This is a genomic window from Ruegeria sp. CDSC045, assembly GCF_059610725.1.
Window position 1 is genome coordinate 361,743 of sequence record NZ_JBXWOE010000003.1, and the last position, 14,362, is coordinate 376,104.

The window sequence follows — 14,362 nt, forward strand, 5'->3', positions numbered from 1 at the left end:
TCCGTCACAAGGCTTGCATGACGATATCTGTCACATCGCGGGCAACGCTGTCCATGTCCCTATTGCCATCGACCAGGCGAAACCGGTCGGAAAATTCATCCGCCAGTTCAAGAAAACCGGCCCGCATCTTCTGTTGTAGGTGAATGCCGAAATCCTCGAACCGTTCTTCGGTGCCCTGTCGCCCCTTGGCCCGAGACAGGCCGGTTTCAGGGTCCATGTCGATCAACACGGTCAGGTCCGGTTCACGTTTGATCATCAGCCTATGCAACTGATCGACCAATCCCCGCAAGTCGCCGCGCGACAGGCCCTGATACATGCGGGTGCTATCGGCAAACCGGTCACAGATCACGATCTTGCCCGCCGCCAGAGCGGGTTCGATGGTGCGTTCCAGATGGTCGCGGCGCGCAGCGGTGAACAACAGGATTTCCGTCTCGGCGGACCAGCGATCGGGATCGCCTTCAAGAACCAGTCTGCGGATTTCCTCGGCCCCGTCAGAGCCGCCAGGTTCACGCGTCAGAACGACATCATGCCCGAGCCCGCGCAAATGCTCGGCCAGCATACGCGCTTGCGAGGATTTGCCCGATCCGTCAATGCCTTCGAAGGTTAGAAACAACCCGCCCGCCGTCACATCGCGCCCAACGGGTTACCGATGACATCTTTCGCAACAATGCCGCCAACTGTCATAATCCGCACGAAGAAACCGCCCTTTTCGACGCTTTCCGCTGCAACCAGGGGTCTACGGATCTCGGGCAGGCCATCGGGTTTGATGACAAGCTCAGCGATTTCCTGTCCTTTGGCGATGGGGGCCTCAAGCGGACCGTCATAGACGATTTCTGCCTCAACATTCTTATCCCCGAGAACAGGCAGCAGCAGTGTCAAATCCTCTTGCGGGACAAGATCAACCGTTTTCGAAGTGCCCATCCAGATATCGGCTTGTCCTATCGGTTTTTCTGCTTCGGCAAGCTGCCTCTCGACAAAATTGCGAAACGACCAGTTAACGACGGCCTCAGCCTCCTCTGCGCGGCGGGCGACGCTGTCGAGCCCCGACAAAACGAATATGACCCTGCGATCGCCCTGTTGGGCCGATCCTACAAGGCCATAGCCCGCTTCTTGCGTGTGGCCAGTCTTTAGCCCATCCGCACCAATCCCAAGTTTCAGCAAGGGGTTCCGGTTACGCGAATTTGACGGCACCCGGTTGTCGAATTCGAACTCTTCCTCGGCGAACAGAGGGTAATATTCGGGAAAGTCGCTGATCAGATGGTCGGCCAGAATGGCGAGGTCATGCACAGACATCATGTGGCCTGCGGCTGGCCAACCGTTCGAATTCGCAAAGTTCGAATTATTCATACCCAGCTGTTGCGCGCGTTGGGTCATGAACCGGGCAAACCCAGCTTCGGTTCCGTCCGGGCTGAGGGCTTCGGCGATAACAACACATGCGTCATTTCCTGACAGGACTATGATCCCGCGCAGCAGGTCTTCGACCCGGACACGGTCCTGCGTGTTCAGGAACATGCTCGAGCCCTTATAGCTGGTCGCATGTTCGGAAACCGGAAGTTCCTCGTTCAGTTCCAGGCGACCGTCCCGCAGCGCTTCGAATGCTACAAACAGGGTCATGAGTTTGGACATGGACGCGGGCGGCAACGGCTGGTCTGCGTCTTTGGACAAAAGAACGGTTCCTGTCGTTTGGTCCATGACATAGGCAGCACGGGCTTGCGTATCGAAAGCTTGTGCGGGCAGGGCAAACATAGCCAAACCGAGGGTCAGTACAGATGATCGAAATGAGGACAGCACGAGGGGGACCTCCTTTTGCTTAATTCTTCACGGTATAGGCGTCAGAAAAGCCCAGATCTTTGACGTCGCTTTGCATTGCGTTTCGTTCCGCCCGCGTCAAAGCAGGACCAACGATCACCCTCCAAACAGTTTTGCCATTGGCTTCGAGTTTTTGAACTTTCGCAGGCAACCCGTTTCGCCGAATTTTCTCGGCAGCACCTTCGGCATTTTCTTCAACTGTGAAGGTGCCCACCTGAATAAACGGTTTTGAAAGCGATGAAACGGAGGTTGCCTCAGTGCTGGCTGCGGTTGCTGCCGGGGTAGGGGCGGCCTCTTCGATGGCCGCTGCAGCACCCTCAATCGGGTCCAGAGGTGTTTCGGTGATTTCGTCGGCAGGCTTCTTTTGCCACCATTTCCGCTTCGGTGCAGCCTCGGTTGGCGGCGCGACAGTGGGATCGGTCAGATTTGCGGTTGGTGCTGGCTCAGGCGCCGCCTCGATAATCTCTGTTGCCACCTCATCGGTCTTTTCTGCGGTTTCAGCCACGGCTGAAGCTGTCGCAGCACCAGCTGCAGCAACTGGAGCCTTCTTTTGCCACCATTTACGCTTGGCTGGTTTATCAACGTCTTCGGACACATCTGCTGTGGTCTGGCTATCGGTTTTCTTGTCCTGAGGTTCAACCGCCTCAGCCGTTGGGGTCTCTTCGGGTTCAGCGACCTCTTCGGGCTCAGGAGCTTTTTCTTCTACTTTCTCGGCAGGCTTGCGCCGCAGGGCAACTACTTCAACCCGAGTCGGTGCGCCTGCGAGGATACCCAGTTTCGCGGCGGCAGTCGAAGACAGTTGCAGCGCAGGGCCCGGCAAGTTGCGTTCGCGGCGGAAAAGTGCGCCGGTTACGGATTTGTTGTTCTTTGTATTCGTTATCCGAACACGTTCAGGCTGTGTAACGTCCGGGTGCGCGACCCAGATTCCGCCCAACGAGGGGCGCCCATCCCACAAACCGGCTTCGGTGACCTTGAAGACATCAGGAGCTTCAACATCATCACGCGCGTTCCCTGTCGTTTTGGGAAACAGCTCTAATTTGCCGTCGTCCTGCACGCTTTCGTCCGCCTGCTCGGTGGATGTTCCACCCGATGTCAGGGCCTCGTCGCACCCTGACAGAGCCGCAACTGTTATTACCAGAACCGCCAGTGCCCGCGGTTTTGCGCGTGTCGTGGTCGCTCGATCCATATTTGCAATCCCTTGCCTGTAAGGGGCCTCTTTCATCGTACCCCGCCGCCGATCGCTGGTTCTGAACTGCCAGCCTGTCACGGTCTTTCACGCAAAGCATAGCCTGCACGTTCGGCCATGGAAAGTCTGCTGCACAGGCTTCGGCAAGATTTCCCTATTTGGTCTTGCCACCGTTTAAAGATAGCCTTAGACCCGGCCCCACGCGGGGAGGTGGCAGAGTGGTCGAATGCGGCGGTCTTGAAAACCGTTGGGCGTGAGAGCGTCCCCAGGGTTCGAATCCCTGTCTCCCCGCCACTCATACTTGTCTCACTTCAGTTGTGTTTTCTGATCCGGAATTGCGCCGCAATTCCCGCGAGTTGGCGCATGCGCTTTCAATCAGAGATGGAGCAAACCATACACTCAGAACGCAATTCAGGCCTCAGTCTCAGTGGCGCATTTTGGCGGGGTCGCTTTGGGAGGGATTTCCCTGATACCCGGCAACTTACAGGGAATTTTCGTGAGATGGGTCTGGAATCCAGAGTTTCTCCTCTCAGAAATGTATGTTTTTCAGAGGTCTATGCTGCAAATTCCCAAAAAGGTGGAGTAGGGAATTGTTCCCACAGATCAAGGAGGGCGAACCCTGTATCTGGGAGGCTGGTTCTTGAGGTGTCAAAAGTCGAACGACATTCCTGTTCGGCCCAATCAAGTGCGTGGGTAACGCTGACCAGACGCTTGAGTGTGAGTTCGGGCGGCCGGGTGCCGTCGAGAATCGCGGCCTGAATTTTCGGTGAGAGAAAGGCAGTCAGGTCGCAACTCCCGATGAAGCGAGAGAAATCCTGGACTTGAAAGGAGGGGACCGCGTAGCGTTTTGAGGATAAAATGACTGACATCAACTCCCATCGCGCAACATATTTTTGGATTTCTGAGAACCCTAAGGAGATCGAACCATGCGAGTGAGTGTTTTGACATTCAGCGCGCTTCTTACAGGATTTACTGCCGTTCAAACTCATGCTCAGAACGCGGCTCAGGACATCACCAATCTTCTGCTCAGCAACCGGTCTGGAGACTGCGCGGACTATGCTGGAGTATATTCCGCTTCAGTGGAAGACGTCACGCGACAACAATAATTTAGGCCCATTGATTTCCGTTTGGCTGCGTGATTCATCGCGTTCAAAATGAGCGGTGTACATGTCTGACCGGGCGCACCAAGGGCGGCATGAACACAAAGTTGCATGCGGTTTGTGACAGATGAGCCCTTTTGCGCTATTGGTTAAAGCACAATGGCGAATGAAACCCCTGGGATCTGTCTGTCACTGCCGGTTAGTTCAGCAACTACATTAGCGCGAGGGCATTGGTCAGCAGCCCGCCAAATGTCGAATGGTTGCTGGGTGAGCGCGGATATGATGCCGATTGGTTTAGAGACGCGTTGAAAGATAAAGGGATACGCGCGTGCATCCCAGGCCGCAAACAGCGCAAGACAACTGTCCGATACGACAAGTGCCGCTACAAACGTCGCAATCGGATTGAGATCATGTTTGGCAGATTGAAGGACTGGCGACGCGGTTCGACAGGTGTCTCAAAGTCTTCCTCTCAGAAATCGCTCTCGCCGCTTTGGTCATCTATTCGCTATGTGTCCTGAGCCTAATGCTTCCTATCTCGACCTCCCTATTGCGTTTAGACGAAGCAACCGCGGCGAGAACGATGGCCAATGATTTTAGGTTGGTTCTTGCAGATGTTGAGGGCTCTCGGTCGTCTTCAATTGAACAAAGAAGCTCCCCCATGGCGCCACGAAACCCGTCGTTGAACCATTGTCCTTCGAGTGCAGGCCGCGCAATGCCATGCGCTGTCTCAAGTGTCACAGATTGCGTCGACAGATCCGGTCCAACTGATGTCAGGCTACCGGTCTTACCTGCAACGTATGTTGTATCGCGAGGCCCATAGGGAACGCCCCCGTCAAAAACCAGGCTTGCTTGGCCTTGGTCCAAACGAACCAGAGCCTGCGACATCAGAGGCACTTTGTTGGCCTGGCCGCGTGCAGATGTAGCAGTTGCAAAGACGCTTTCTGCTCTATCTCCGACAAGAGACGCAAGAAAGTCGAACCAGTGAATTCCAAAGTCGTAAAGTATCAGCTGGTCGATTTCGTCAAACGGGGTACCTGCAGTCCAGCTGTGATCCCAGTGAATTGAGATATGGGCCGACAGAACATCACCGATCAATCCGGCTGAAACCGCCTCACGCATCCAGGACAGGTGCGGGGCCCAACGACCGTTTTGGTTTACCGCTAGTTTAACGCCTTGATCATCTGCCAGCTTCACAAGGTCATTACCCAGATCGAGGTCGGTGACAAAAGGCTTCTGGCTGAGCACGTGTTTGCCCGCTTGCAAGGCAGCTCTGATGATTGGCACGCGATGTTCAGGGTGCAGCGTGACATCGACAACGTCGATCTCGCTATCGGCAAGAAGCGCCTCCCAGTCATTTTCGATGCGGGCAGACGGGCAGTAAACAGCAGCTTTCTCTTCAGCCTTCGCGCGCGTACGGTTCCAGATTGCGGCGACGTCCCAGCCTGCTGTTCGGTAGGCATCAAGATGGCTTGCAGAAATCCCACCAGTACCAATAACCCCGATCCGGGGTCTATAGCGTCGAGGCATTGGTGGAAGATATTGCAGATCCGGCGCATCGATTTCGTGCCGATGCGCAGATTTTAGTGCGTACTGGTCTGTATTGGCACTGTCTGAGGTCATGCGAGTAACCGAAGTGTTCGTTTTTCATATGCCGAGCGGAGCGCCGTATCGACGATCCGTTGCGCTGTCAGGCAAAGTGCTGGATCCAGTGGCCCTTTGACCGGGATTTCTCTGGATATGCAGTCAAGGACGTACTCAATCGCATTTCGTTCACCTAACGGTAGCGGAGTCACTGGTATCTCGTGCCGGTCAGGTCGTGTGCGGGTTTGAACCGTTATGTGATCGGCATAATCGGGCGATGAAATGGTGCCGTCTGTGCCCACAAAGACGAATCCGCAAGTTGGTTGAGGTTGCGTTGTCCACGGGTCGGTGAAGGTGCCCCAGCGCGTTTCCATTTTTGAGAGCCCGGTTTCATAACGGCAAACGGCAATGGCATGTTGATCGACCTCAATCCCCGGTGTCTCATCGACTGTGCATGTCACCTCGATCGGCTCCTTTCCCCCTAAATACCAGGTTCCAAGCGTCGCGCCGTAGCCAAGGTAATCCAACAGTGACCCACCGCCCGATGCCCGCTTATACCACCATGAATTCGGTTTCTGACGCTCAACCTCGTCCGGGGTGACTTCGACCTTGTCGGCCAGATGGTATAGAGGCCCGCGATTTCCATCGTAGAAATGCACTTCGCGCAGGTTGCCGATCATCCCCTCATCAATCAACCGTTTGGCCGTGACGTGGCTTTCGACCCATCGTAATGGCCAGTTGATGATCAACTGCTTGTCGGTCCTATCCATTGCAGCCATCATGCGGCGCGCATCATCAGAAGATGCGGCAAAGGGCTTTTCGACAAAAACATGCAGGTCGTAAGAGGCCAGACGTTCGGTATATTCCGCATGCTGAGCCGTTGCCACACAAAGAATTGCCATGTCGTAGGGTCCCGCAGCCATGCATGTGTCGAAGTCGGTAAAGATCCGATCTTCGGGAACGCTGAAGGCCGTTGCCGCTGCTTTCATCTTGTCCCAATCAGGATCGAATATACCGGCGATTTCAGCGTCAGGGTGATCGTGCACCATCCGAAGCAAGTCACCCATATGCATGTGATCGAAACTGATGCCGACGATCCGGAATTTGGCCATTGGAAACTCCCTTTAGCGCGTGCCGGTGATCCTGACGTAGAGTGCGGTAACTGCAAGAATGATCAGCCCAAACAGGGCCGTGCGCGCACCTTCCGGCATTTGCATCAATGTTAGCATAGTATCCAGCACACGCAGAATAAGTGCGCCCACAATCGCACCTGCGAAACTGCCACGACCTCCGAAGATTGATGTGCCGCCAATCACCGCCGCAGCGACAGAGGGTAACAATAAGGGGTTGGCAAGGCTCAGCGAAGTTTGACGGATCATGCCGAGATAGAGCAAGCCAGCCAGCGCAGCGATCAAACTTGAAAGCACGTAGAGCCCCAGATAGACCTGCCATGCTCGGACCCCGGACAGCTTAGCGGCCTGCTCATTGGAGCCTAGGGCGAACAGCAGCCGACCAAATCCTGTATAGCGCATAAGCCACAGGATAAAGAGCGCAAACGGGATGAATACAAAAAGGCCATTCGGCATTCCAGCGGTGCGGCCGGTTCCGAGCCAGGCAAGGAAGGCGGGGATTTCGGTGCCAGCATTGATAACGAGGCGTTGATAGACCTGCAGACATCCGGTGGCGATTAACCCCGATCCCAGTGTCATGATCAATGGATGGACCCGGACCAATCCCACACCGATGCCATTTACAACGCCCACAACTAGGCCAGCTGACAGCGCGATCAATACTGCAGGTGTCACGCCCCAAATCGCACTAAGTGTTGCGCAAACGAAGGCTGACACGGTGGCAACTACCCCGACCGAGAGATCAATTCCTGCGGTTAGCATTGTCAGCACCTGACAAGCCGCAAGCATCGCCAATGGAATTGCGAACTTGATCAGGTTGCCAACCCAAAAGGTTGAAATCAGCCCATCCCGACCTGCTCGGACCGGGGTAACGATACCTGGCCGCAATACTTCGAGCACAGCGATCATCAAGACAAGGAAGACCAATAGCGGGATGATCGGGTTGTCGCGCAGATAACGGCCAAAGCGGACCATCGGTGGATCTATGGTGTCCATGCTCATCGGCGGGCTCCTTTTAGTGAAGCCGCCGTGCCCAGCATAACGACGAGAACCATAATAGTGCCTTCGATAATCGTGGTCACGTTTGGATCGACGGCCAGCAATGTCAGGATCGTCCGAATGATCCGCAAAATGAACACCGCGATGATCGGTCCAAGCAGACCGCCTTTGCCACCGCCCAGCACGACACCGCCCAAAACGACGGCCGCGACCGAGGCCATAAGATATGGCCCCGGAACCGGCTCTCCAATCCCGGTCAGCGCAGCGAGGCTTAGACCGCCCATGGCGCAAAACAGCCCGCATAGCGCATAGGCCGTTATCTTTGTTCTTCCCACTGAAACGCCAGAGCGGAAGGCGGCAAGCTCGTCTGATCCGGTGGCGTAGATCGATAGTCCGAGTTTGGAGCGCCGGATTGGCATCCAGACAACAGCGATGCCCAAGGCAATGACAAGCAGTGCCTTGGGCAGCCCGGCGAATAGAAAGTGACCGCGTATTGCCTGTTCCAGCCAATCTGCAGTCGCGCCGCCCGGTGTCTCAAGGATCAACAGCGCGACGCCTTCCCACACAAACAGCATGGCGAGTGTCACAACGATATCGGGCACGCGCGTTACAACGATCAAAAGACCATTGATCAACCCCATCAATAACCCGACCCCCAACACGATAAACAAGGCCGGTACACCGGCCATGCGCTCCATCAGAACGGCTGCAGTCACAGCACAGACAGCCATCATAGACGCAACAGACAGGTCGATACCGCCGACGATTACGACGATGGCCATACCGGCGGTTGCGAAAGCAAAGGGCAGGGCGGCGCGGGCAATACTCTCCAGTCCTGACGCACCGAAAGTTGGTTGTATCAATTTTGTGATGGTCAAAAGGACCATGAGAAGAATCGCTAACCCCATGACCCATGCGTGTTTTCGGATGGCCACGCTCACGCCGCGCCCTCCGTCTCAGTCAGGCCATAGGCAGCACGCATCAGTGTTTGTTCATCCGCGTCGGCCGCATCTATCACATCAACCACGCGACCGTTGAAGATTACGACCGCGCGGTCACAGGCAAGTGGGATTTCTTCCAACTCGGACGTGTAGAATAGAACCGCCGCTCCTTGATCTGCCAACTCACGGACAAGCGGGTAAATCTGGCGTTTTGTGCGCACATCGATGCCACGGGTCGGATCGAATAGAAGCAGGGTTTCGACACCTGTCGCGAGCCAGCGACCAATGGTGACTTTCTGTTGGTTGCCACCTGAAAGCCTTTGCACCTCGCCCTGCGCGCGTGTGTCGATCTGCAGCTTCTCGACCGCGTAAGCGACCCGATCGCGCTCATGCCGCAATTTTATTGGTCCCCAGTTCTTGAGCCGGGCTGAAAATGGCAGAGCGATGTTTTCTTTAACTGACCTTTGCGCCAGCAGAGCGTCTGAACGATCGCCCGGAACGAAAGTTATCCCGACGGCAATGGCGTCGGCGGGGTGGGCGAAGTTTACGGGCTTTCCATCAACTTCCATCGATCCTGAAGATGGGCGATCAAAGCCCGCCAGAACCTCAAACAGTTCATCTTGCCCCTGACCTTCAAGCGCGACCACCCCTAGGACCTCGCCGGGGAATAAGTCGAACGAAACATCCGAGAAACTGGGCTCAAAAGCCAGTGACTTAATGCCTAGGCGCGGTGTCTTGGCCTGTGGTTCATTTGCTCGAAGGATCTGACGTGTTCCAATGTCAATCTTCTGACCCAGCATCAATTCGACCACGCGTTCTTCTACGCCGGGTTCAATGTCGAGATCTCCGACAGACATGCCATCCCGCAACACAGTGGCCCGATCGCACAGTTCCGAAATCTCGGTGAAACGGTGAGAAACATAGATCACACCCATCCCGTCATTTGCTTTGCGCCTTACGGTCTTCAATACGCGTTCAACCAGATCCGTCGGCAGCGCCGCGGTCATTTCGTCCAGCAAGAGGACATCTGGTTCAACTGCCAGCGCGCGTGCCAGATCGAGGATGCGCAGTGTAGCAAGTGGCAGGTCGCCAATCATTGCCGATAGTTTCAGGCCTTCGATGCCAAGTTCTGTAACCCAGTTTTGAAACTGATCGACAGGTGTGTCTGTCAGCCGAAGATTGTCGGATACGTCGAGATCAGGAATGAGTGAGGGTTCTTGATAAACCGGCACCAAACCGGAACGGCGCGCCTCGGCGGGGCTTCCGACAAACGCTTGTTTGCCTCTGATCAATACCTGACCAGCGTCGGGTTTAAGGGCACCGGTAATGATCTTGACGAAAGTGGACTTGCCAGCGCCATTTGCGCCCATCAAGGCGACGATCTCGCCTTCGGCAACCGTGAGGTGCGCATTGGTCAACGCCCGTACGGCGCCATAACTTTTGGCCACGTCAGACGCGTCGAGAAGTGGTGTGCTGCTCATGGAAGTCCTTGAATGCCGAGTGGGTTGGATTTGCCTTCCACCCAGCTAAAGGCGGAAGGCCAGTCAATTCGGATCAGCCCTCGCCGGGTCCCTTACAGTCGATGATTTGTTCCATCGTGTAATCGGTCCAGCCGGGAACGGTCACTGATACGGGCCACTCTGGGTCAAGGTTAGGATTCTGAGCCGCTGTGATCGTTTCACGGCCTGCGTCCGTCGCATTCTCCCAAAGCACAGGATCTACAAGAACGGTTTTGTTCTCAGGTGCCTTGCCGTTCAGAATGTCGACAGCCAAAGCAATGCCTGCGCCGCCGACTGAGCCAGGATTTGTCACTGCCGCGCCGTTCAATCCCTCAACCTCGGTCAGATATTGAACAAATCCTGCGTTGTCTGCGCCAACGATCGGAACCAGGGGAGCGCCGGATTCAGTGAAAGCGTCGACGATTACATTGTCGATGCCGCTGGTCCAGACACCGTCAAACGGGATGCCGGTGGCCAGGTAATCAAAGATCTGTTGCTTGCCCTGATCTTGCTGCCAGCCGGTGAAAACCTCGTGCACCACATTGACATCGGGGTGTTCTGCCAACGCGCGTTTAAAGCCGTTGTCGCGGTCAGTATCCGCCGAAACCCCAGCAATGCCACGCATATAGACAACGTCACCTTTGCCACCAAGCTGTTCAAACAACCACTTGGCGCCAAGATAGGCGTATTCTTCTTGATTGTTCGAAAGAATGTAGGCGCCTTCAGCCGAAACGCCGGCATCCACGGCAACAACTACGATGTCCTGAGATATCGCCTTTTCCAGTGCCGAGTTTAAAGCATCGGGGTTGGATGGGTTCAGCACGATGGCGTCTACACCCGCTTCAATGAGGTTGTTGATGTCTTCCAGTTGCCCGGCTGAATCGGTGTTGCGATGCGCAACGATTAGGTTCGTCACATCGGCTTCGACCAGAGCTTGCGCACGCATGGCGCAGATCATCTGTTCGCGCCAACCATTACCTTGAACGGTGTTGGACACTCCGATTGTGTATTGCTTGTGCCCGTCAGCCAACGCCACAGTTGAAAGAGACGCTGAAACTGCAAGAGCAGCAACACCATAAAGTAGGTTCTTCATTTTAGTTTCCTCCCAGTTTTAGTCATTTCAAATTTGATAATTTCTTCACTTGATGAATGGTGACAGGACATCCCGGGCCAGCAGAAAACCCCGCTTGACCTTTTCGTCAGTCCCTTCGAACAATCTGTCTTCATGTTCGATAATGATCGGACCGTCGTATCCGGCGCGGTACAGGCCGGAAAAGAAACCGGACCAGTCCACATCGCCCAGCCCGCATAGCCGTGGGATTTGCCATCCCATGCCGGTAGACATCACACCGTTCTCATAAAGCCCGTCCTCATCAACCATCACGTCTTTGGCATGGACATGAGCCATGTGAGGACCGAACTCCTTGATGAACCGTGTCTGATCGATGAACTGCCAGATCAGATGTGAAGGATCGAAGTTCATGCCAACCGCATCGCCCCATTCTTCAAAAATCCGCCGCCAGATTCTTGGCGAGTAAGCAATGTTGTGACCCCCGGGCCATTCGTCATAGCTGAAGATCATCGGGCAGTTCTCAAAGCACAGACGCACACCAGAGTTTTGTGCATGCCTCACGATCGGATCGAAAATTTCGGTGGCACGCTCCCAGTTCGCGTCTAGATGCAGAGTGCGATCTCCGCCGACGAATGTGTTGACAACTTTGATGCCCATAACACCGGCGGCGGTGATTACTTTGTTAAGATGTCCAATAACTTCAACCCGATGCTCTTCATCGGCGTGGAGCGGGTTGGGATAGTACCCCAGACCCGAAATCTCGATCCCCTGATCGCCGAGTTGCCCGACAATTTCATTGCCCTGATCCGCGGAAAGGCCATCTACGTTGATGTGGCTGGTTCCCGCATAGCGCCGTTGTTCGCCACCTGACGATGGCCAGCAGGCGACCTCCGTCGCCGAAAACCCATTGGAACCGGCCCAGGCCGCCACCTCAGTCAATTGAGAGTTTTCGAATGGTGCAGTCAGTAAGCCCAGTTTCATGTCATCGCCCTCAAATCTCGCTCAAATCGACCCAGCGGCTCTCACTCGCCGACTTGACGACGGCTTCGCAGAACTGCATCTCGTAGTGGCCGTCCTCAAATGTGGCCCATGTGCTGCCTTGTTGCCGCCCGCCCGCGATGACGTCGGCATAGACCGCCCGGAAAAAGTTGAAGAATGAATCTGCGAACCCTTCGACATGCCCGGGCGGCAAGGTGGCGGCTGCGATCCCCGGACCGTTCATCAAGGTGAAGTCACGCATCAGGGTTTGGTTGGGCGCGTCACGATGCCCAATGAACAGATGATCAGGAGTTTCACTGTCCCAAGCCGCACTGGCATTTGCTCCGGCGATGTCCCATTGCAATGAGTTCTTTCGCCCCATGTTGACCTGAGATGTGCTCATCACGGCCCGTGCTCCGCTCTCATATCGGATAAGGATCATGGCAGCATCGTCGGTATCGATGCGCACAGTCTCGGTTTCACCGGTTCCGCTGGTAAATGTCTCAATTGGGCCAAGAGGTTTCTGGCGTTCCGGAAGGAAGGTTGTCAGCTCTGCAAAGACGGAGGTCGCCTTCAACCCGGTGACAAAGCTCGTCAGGTCAACCCAGTGCGTTCCAATGTCACCGACCGAACGCAACACACCACCCATTTCGCTTTCCAACCGCCAATTCCAGTCGTTGGGCTTGGCAAGCCAGTCCTGATGGTAGTGCCCGGTAACAAAACGGATATCACCCAGATCCCCGGCCATTACCATGCCGTGGGCTTGTTGGTTCAGCGGATAAAAGCGAATGTTGTAACAAACCGCTGCAACCTTGCCAGAAGCCTTGGCTAGGTCGACCATCTCGGCGCTTTCTACGGACGTCATGGCAAGTGGTTTCTCGCAGATGACGTGTTTGCCCGCAGCTAGGATCGATTTCACTTGCGGATAGTGTGCGTGGTTAGGGGTCGTTACGTGCACTATATCGATGTTTTCATCCGCCAACAGATCCTCCAGAGAGTCATAAGCCCGGGCTACGCTCATTGCCCGCGCTCGTTCCCTTCCGCGCTCTGGCGATGACCCAAGAACACCTCTTACGTCCACGCCCAGACGCCGAAGCGCCTGAACGTGCACTGTTCCTATGAAGCCGGTCCCGATCACCGCAGCGCGGATTTTTGCGAAGTCACTCATCGTGCGCTCCTGTCAAACAACCGAATACCCTCCGTCCACGATCACGCAGGCACCGGTCACAAAGGCTGCCGCATCGGATGCGAGAAACAAGGCTGTTCCAGCGATATCTTCTGGGTGACCCCAGCGTGCCAAGGGTGTGCGTGCTTCTACAGCGGTTGAGAAACTGGCGTCTTTTCGGGCTTTCGCCGATTGCTCGGTCACGATGAACCCGGGCGCGATCGCGTTCACCCGAATACCGTCTTTGGCCCACGCAATCGCCAGTGATTTTGTTAGTTGTTCCACGCCGGCTTTTGACGCGCCATAGGCTGGGTTTAGAGGTGACCCAAAACGCGCATACATAGAGGCAACATTTATGACGCGCCCTTTCGCAACCGAAAGGGCAGGGTGCAGCGCTTCGGCGCAGCGAAAAGACCCGGTCAGATTTACGTCCAGCACGTGGGAAAAGAACTCAGGTGCCATTTCTTCACCGCGTCGAGTCACCGCCGCACAGTTTACCAAGACGTCAATATGGTCCCGTTCACCTGCAAATTTGTAGACTTCGTCGGTGTTGGTTACATCCAGTTGAATGTAGTCAAACCGGGCAGCGTCCTCTTCGGCGCATTGCGGTTCCACACCGGTAATCTCCACTGTGGCACCCGAGTCCTGGAATTCTCTTGCAATAGCGGCACCAATTCCGGCTCGGCTGGCACCGATCACCAGGACCTGTGCCCCGGCAAAGTCGAATGTGACCTTCGAAACCATCAAAGAACCCGGCTTTTGTTGCGTTTGACTTCGGATGCCATCAGGTTCCCTCGTTTGGCGAAATCGTTACTGCAATCGATTACATTTTGGGAAAAACCTACTTTCCAAATTGTGTAATCGATTACATAATCGGCATCACATGAGATTCGAGTCAAGCC

Annotated in this window: 12 protein-coding genes, 1 tRNA gene and 1 pseudogene; 2 read left to right on the forward strand and 12 right to left on the reverse strand. The window is 55.3% G+C overall.

The genetic code is table 11. The annotated features are described in order from the left end of the window. Positions 1–4: 4 nt before the first annotated feature. Genes tmk through AC2FH6_RS09085 form a run of 3 tightly spaced genes read right to left on the reverse strand, consistent with a single transcriptional unit; the run spans position 5 to position 2,995 of the window. Positions 5–628, reverse strand: coding sequence for a dTMP kinase (gene tmk / locus AC2FH6_RS09075; RefSeq protein WP_496702183.1), 624 nt, complete (start codon positions 626–628; stop codon positions 5–7). Then, positions 625–1,791, reverse strand: coding sequence for a D-alanyl-D-alanine carboxypeptidase family protein (locus AC2FH6_RS09080; RefSeq protein ID WP_496690829.1), 1,167 nt, complete (start codon positions 1,789–1,791; stop codon positions 625–627). Before AC2FH6_RS09080 ends, tmk begins: the two co-directional genes overlap by 4 nt. Positions 1,792–1,810: 19 nt before the next feature. Next, positions 1,811–2,995: an SPOR domain-containing protein gene (locus AC2FH6_RS09085; protein ID WP_496690828.1), complete on the reverse strand. Its 1,185-nt coding sequence runs from the start codon at positions 2,993–2,995 to the stop codon at positions 1,811–1,813. 204 nt (positions 2,996–3,199) lie between these two features. On the opposite strand from AC2FH6_RS09085, the gene AC2FH6_RS09090 reads away from it, so the two are divergent. Next, positions 3,200–3,289, forward strand: a tRNA-Ser gene (locus tag AC2FH6_RS09090). A 1,012-nt stretch (positions 3,290–4,301) separates the two neighbouring features. Further along, a pseudogene (locus AC2FH6_RS09095) lies at positions 4,302–4,603 on the forward strand (transposase); the annotation flags it as partial. Here the strand turns inward: AC2FH6_RS09095 and AC2FH6_RS09100 are convergent. The 9 genes from AC2FH6_RS09100 to AC2FH6_RS09140 all read right to left on the reverse strand — a co-directional run bounded on the left by AC2FH6_RS09100 (position 4,594) and on the right by AC2FH6_RS09140 (position 14,204). Further along, complete coding sequence (locus AC2FH6_RS09100; protein ID WP_496702185.1) at positions 4,594–5,715, reverse strand: Gfo/Idh/MocA family protein; 1,122 nt, start codon at positions 5,713–5,715, stop codon at positions 4,594–4,596. The pseudogene AC2FH6_RS09095 and the gene AC2FH6_RS09100 overlap by 10 nt on opposite strands. After that, a complete protein-coding gene (locus AC2FH6_RS09105; protein WP_496690825.1) occupies positions 5,712–6,788 on the reverse strand; it encodes a Gfo/Idh/MocA family protein in 1,077 nt (358 codons plus the stop codon). Before AC2FH6_RS09105 ends, AC2FH6_RS09100 begins: the two co-directional genes overlap by 4 nt. Positions 6,789–6,800: 12 nt before the next feature. Then, positions 6,801–7,808, reverse strand: a complete 1,008-nt coding sequence (locus tag AC2FH6_RS09110) for an ABC transporter permease (RefSeq protein WP_496690824.1) — start codon at positions 7,806–7,808, stop codon at positions 6,801–6,803. Beyond that, a complete protein-coding gene (locus tag AC2FH6_RS09115) occupies positions 7,805–8,746 on the reverse strand; it encodes an ABC transporter permease (RefSeq protein ID WP_496702187.1) in 942 nt (313 codons plus the stop codon). The genes AC2FH6_RS09110 and AC2FH6_RS09115 overlap by 4 nt, the downstream gene beginning before the upstream one ends. Continuing rightward, positions 8,743–10,227, reverse strand: a complete 1,485-nt coding sequence (locus AC2FH6_RS09120) for a sugar ABC transporter ATP-binding protein (protein WP_496702189.1) — start codon at positions 10,225–10,227, stop codon at positions 8,743–8,745. The genes AC2FH6_RS09115 and AC2FH6_RS09120 overlap by 4 nt, the downstream gene beginning before the upstream one ends. A gap of 73 nt (positions 10,228–10,300) precedes the next feature. After that, a complete protein-coding gene (locus AC2FH6_RS09125; RefSeq protein WP_496690821.1) occupies positions 10,301–11,338 on the reverse strand; it encodes an ABC transporter substrate-binding protein in 1,038 nt (345 codons plus the stop codon). 45 nt (positions 11,339–11,383) lie between these two features. Further along, positions 11,384–12,298 carry a sugar phosphate isomerase/epimerase family protein gene (locus tag AC2FH6_RS09130; RefSeq protein ID WP_496702190.1) on the reverse strand — a complete coding sequence of 305 codons (915 nt, stop codon included), beginning with the start codon at positions 12,296–12,298 and terminating at the stop codon, positions 11,384–11,386. A 10-nt stretch (positions 12,299–12,308) separates the two neighbouring features. After that, positions 12,309–13,463: a Gfo/Idh/MocA family protein gene (locus tag AC2FH6_RS09135; RefSeq protein WP_496702192.1), complete on the reverse strand. Its 1,155-nt coding sequence runs from the start codon at positions 13,461–13,463 to the stop codon at positions 12,309–12,311. A gap of 12 nt (positions 13,464–13,475) precedes the next feature. Further along, complete coding sequence (locus AC2FH6_RS09140) at positions 13,476–14,204, reverse strand: SDR family NAD(P)-dependent oxidoreductase (RefSeq protein WP_496702193.1); 729 nt, start codon at positions 14,202–14,204, stop codon at positions 13,476–13,478. Positions 14,205–14,362: the final 158 nt, after the last annotated feature.

Bases quoted from the DNA above. Each gene is read 5' to 3' on its own strand.
- AC2FH6_RS09085 (WP_496690828.1), bottom strand. From the start codon at position 2,995: ATGGATCGAGCGACCACGACACGCGCAAAACCGCGGGCACTGGCGGTT.
- AC2FH6_RS09100 (WP_496702185.1), bottom strand. From the start codon at position 5,715: ATGACCTCAGACAGTGCCAATACAGACCAGTACGCACTAAAATCTGCG.
- AC2FH6_RS09105 (WP_496690825.1), bottom strand. From the start codon at position 6,788: ATGGCCAAATTCCGGATCGTCGGCATCAGTTTCGATCACATGCATATG.
- AC2FH6_RS09110 (WP_496690824.1), bottom strand. From the start codon at position 7,808: ATGAGCATGGACACCATAGATCCACCGATGGTCCGCTTTGGCCGTTAT.
- AC2FH6_RS09120 (WP_496702189.1), bottom strand. From the start codon at position 10,227: ATGAGCAGCACACCACTTCTCGACGCGTCTGACGTGGCCAAAAGTTAT.
- AC2FH6_RS09125 (WP_496690821.1), bottom strand. From the start codon at position 11,338: ATGAAGAACCTACTTTATGGTGTTGCTGCTCTTGCAGTTTCAGCGTCT.
- AC2FH6_RS09130 (WP_496702190.1), bottom strand. From the start codon at position 12,298: ATGAAACTGGGCTTACTGACTGCACCATTCGAAAACTCTCAATTGACT.
- AC2FH6_RS09135 (WP_496702192.1), bottom strand. From the start codon at position 13,463: ATGAGTGACTTCGCAAAAATCCGCGCTGCGGTGATCGGGACCGGCTTC.
- AC2FH6_RS09140 (WP_496702193.1), bottom strand. From the start codon at position 14,204: ATGGTTTCGAAGGTCACATTCGACTTTGCCGGGGCACAGGTCCTGGTG.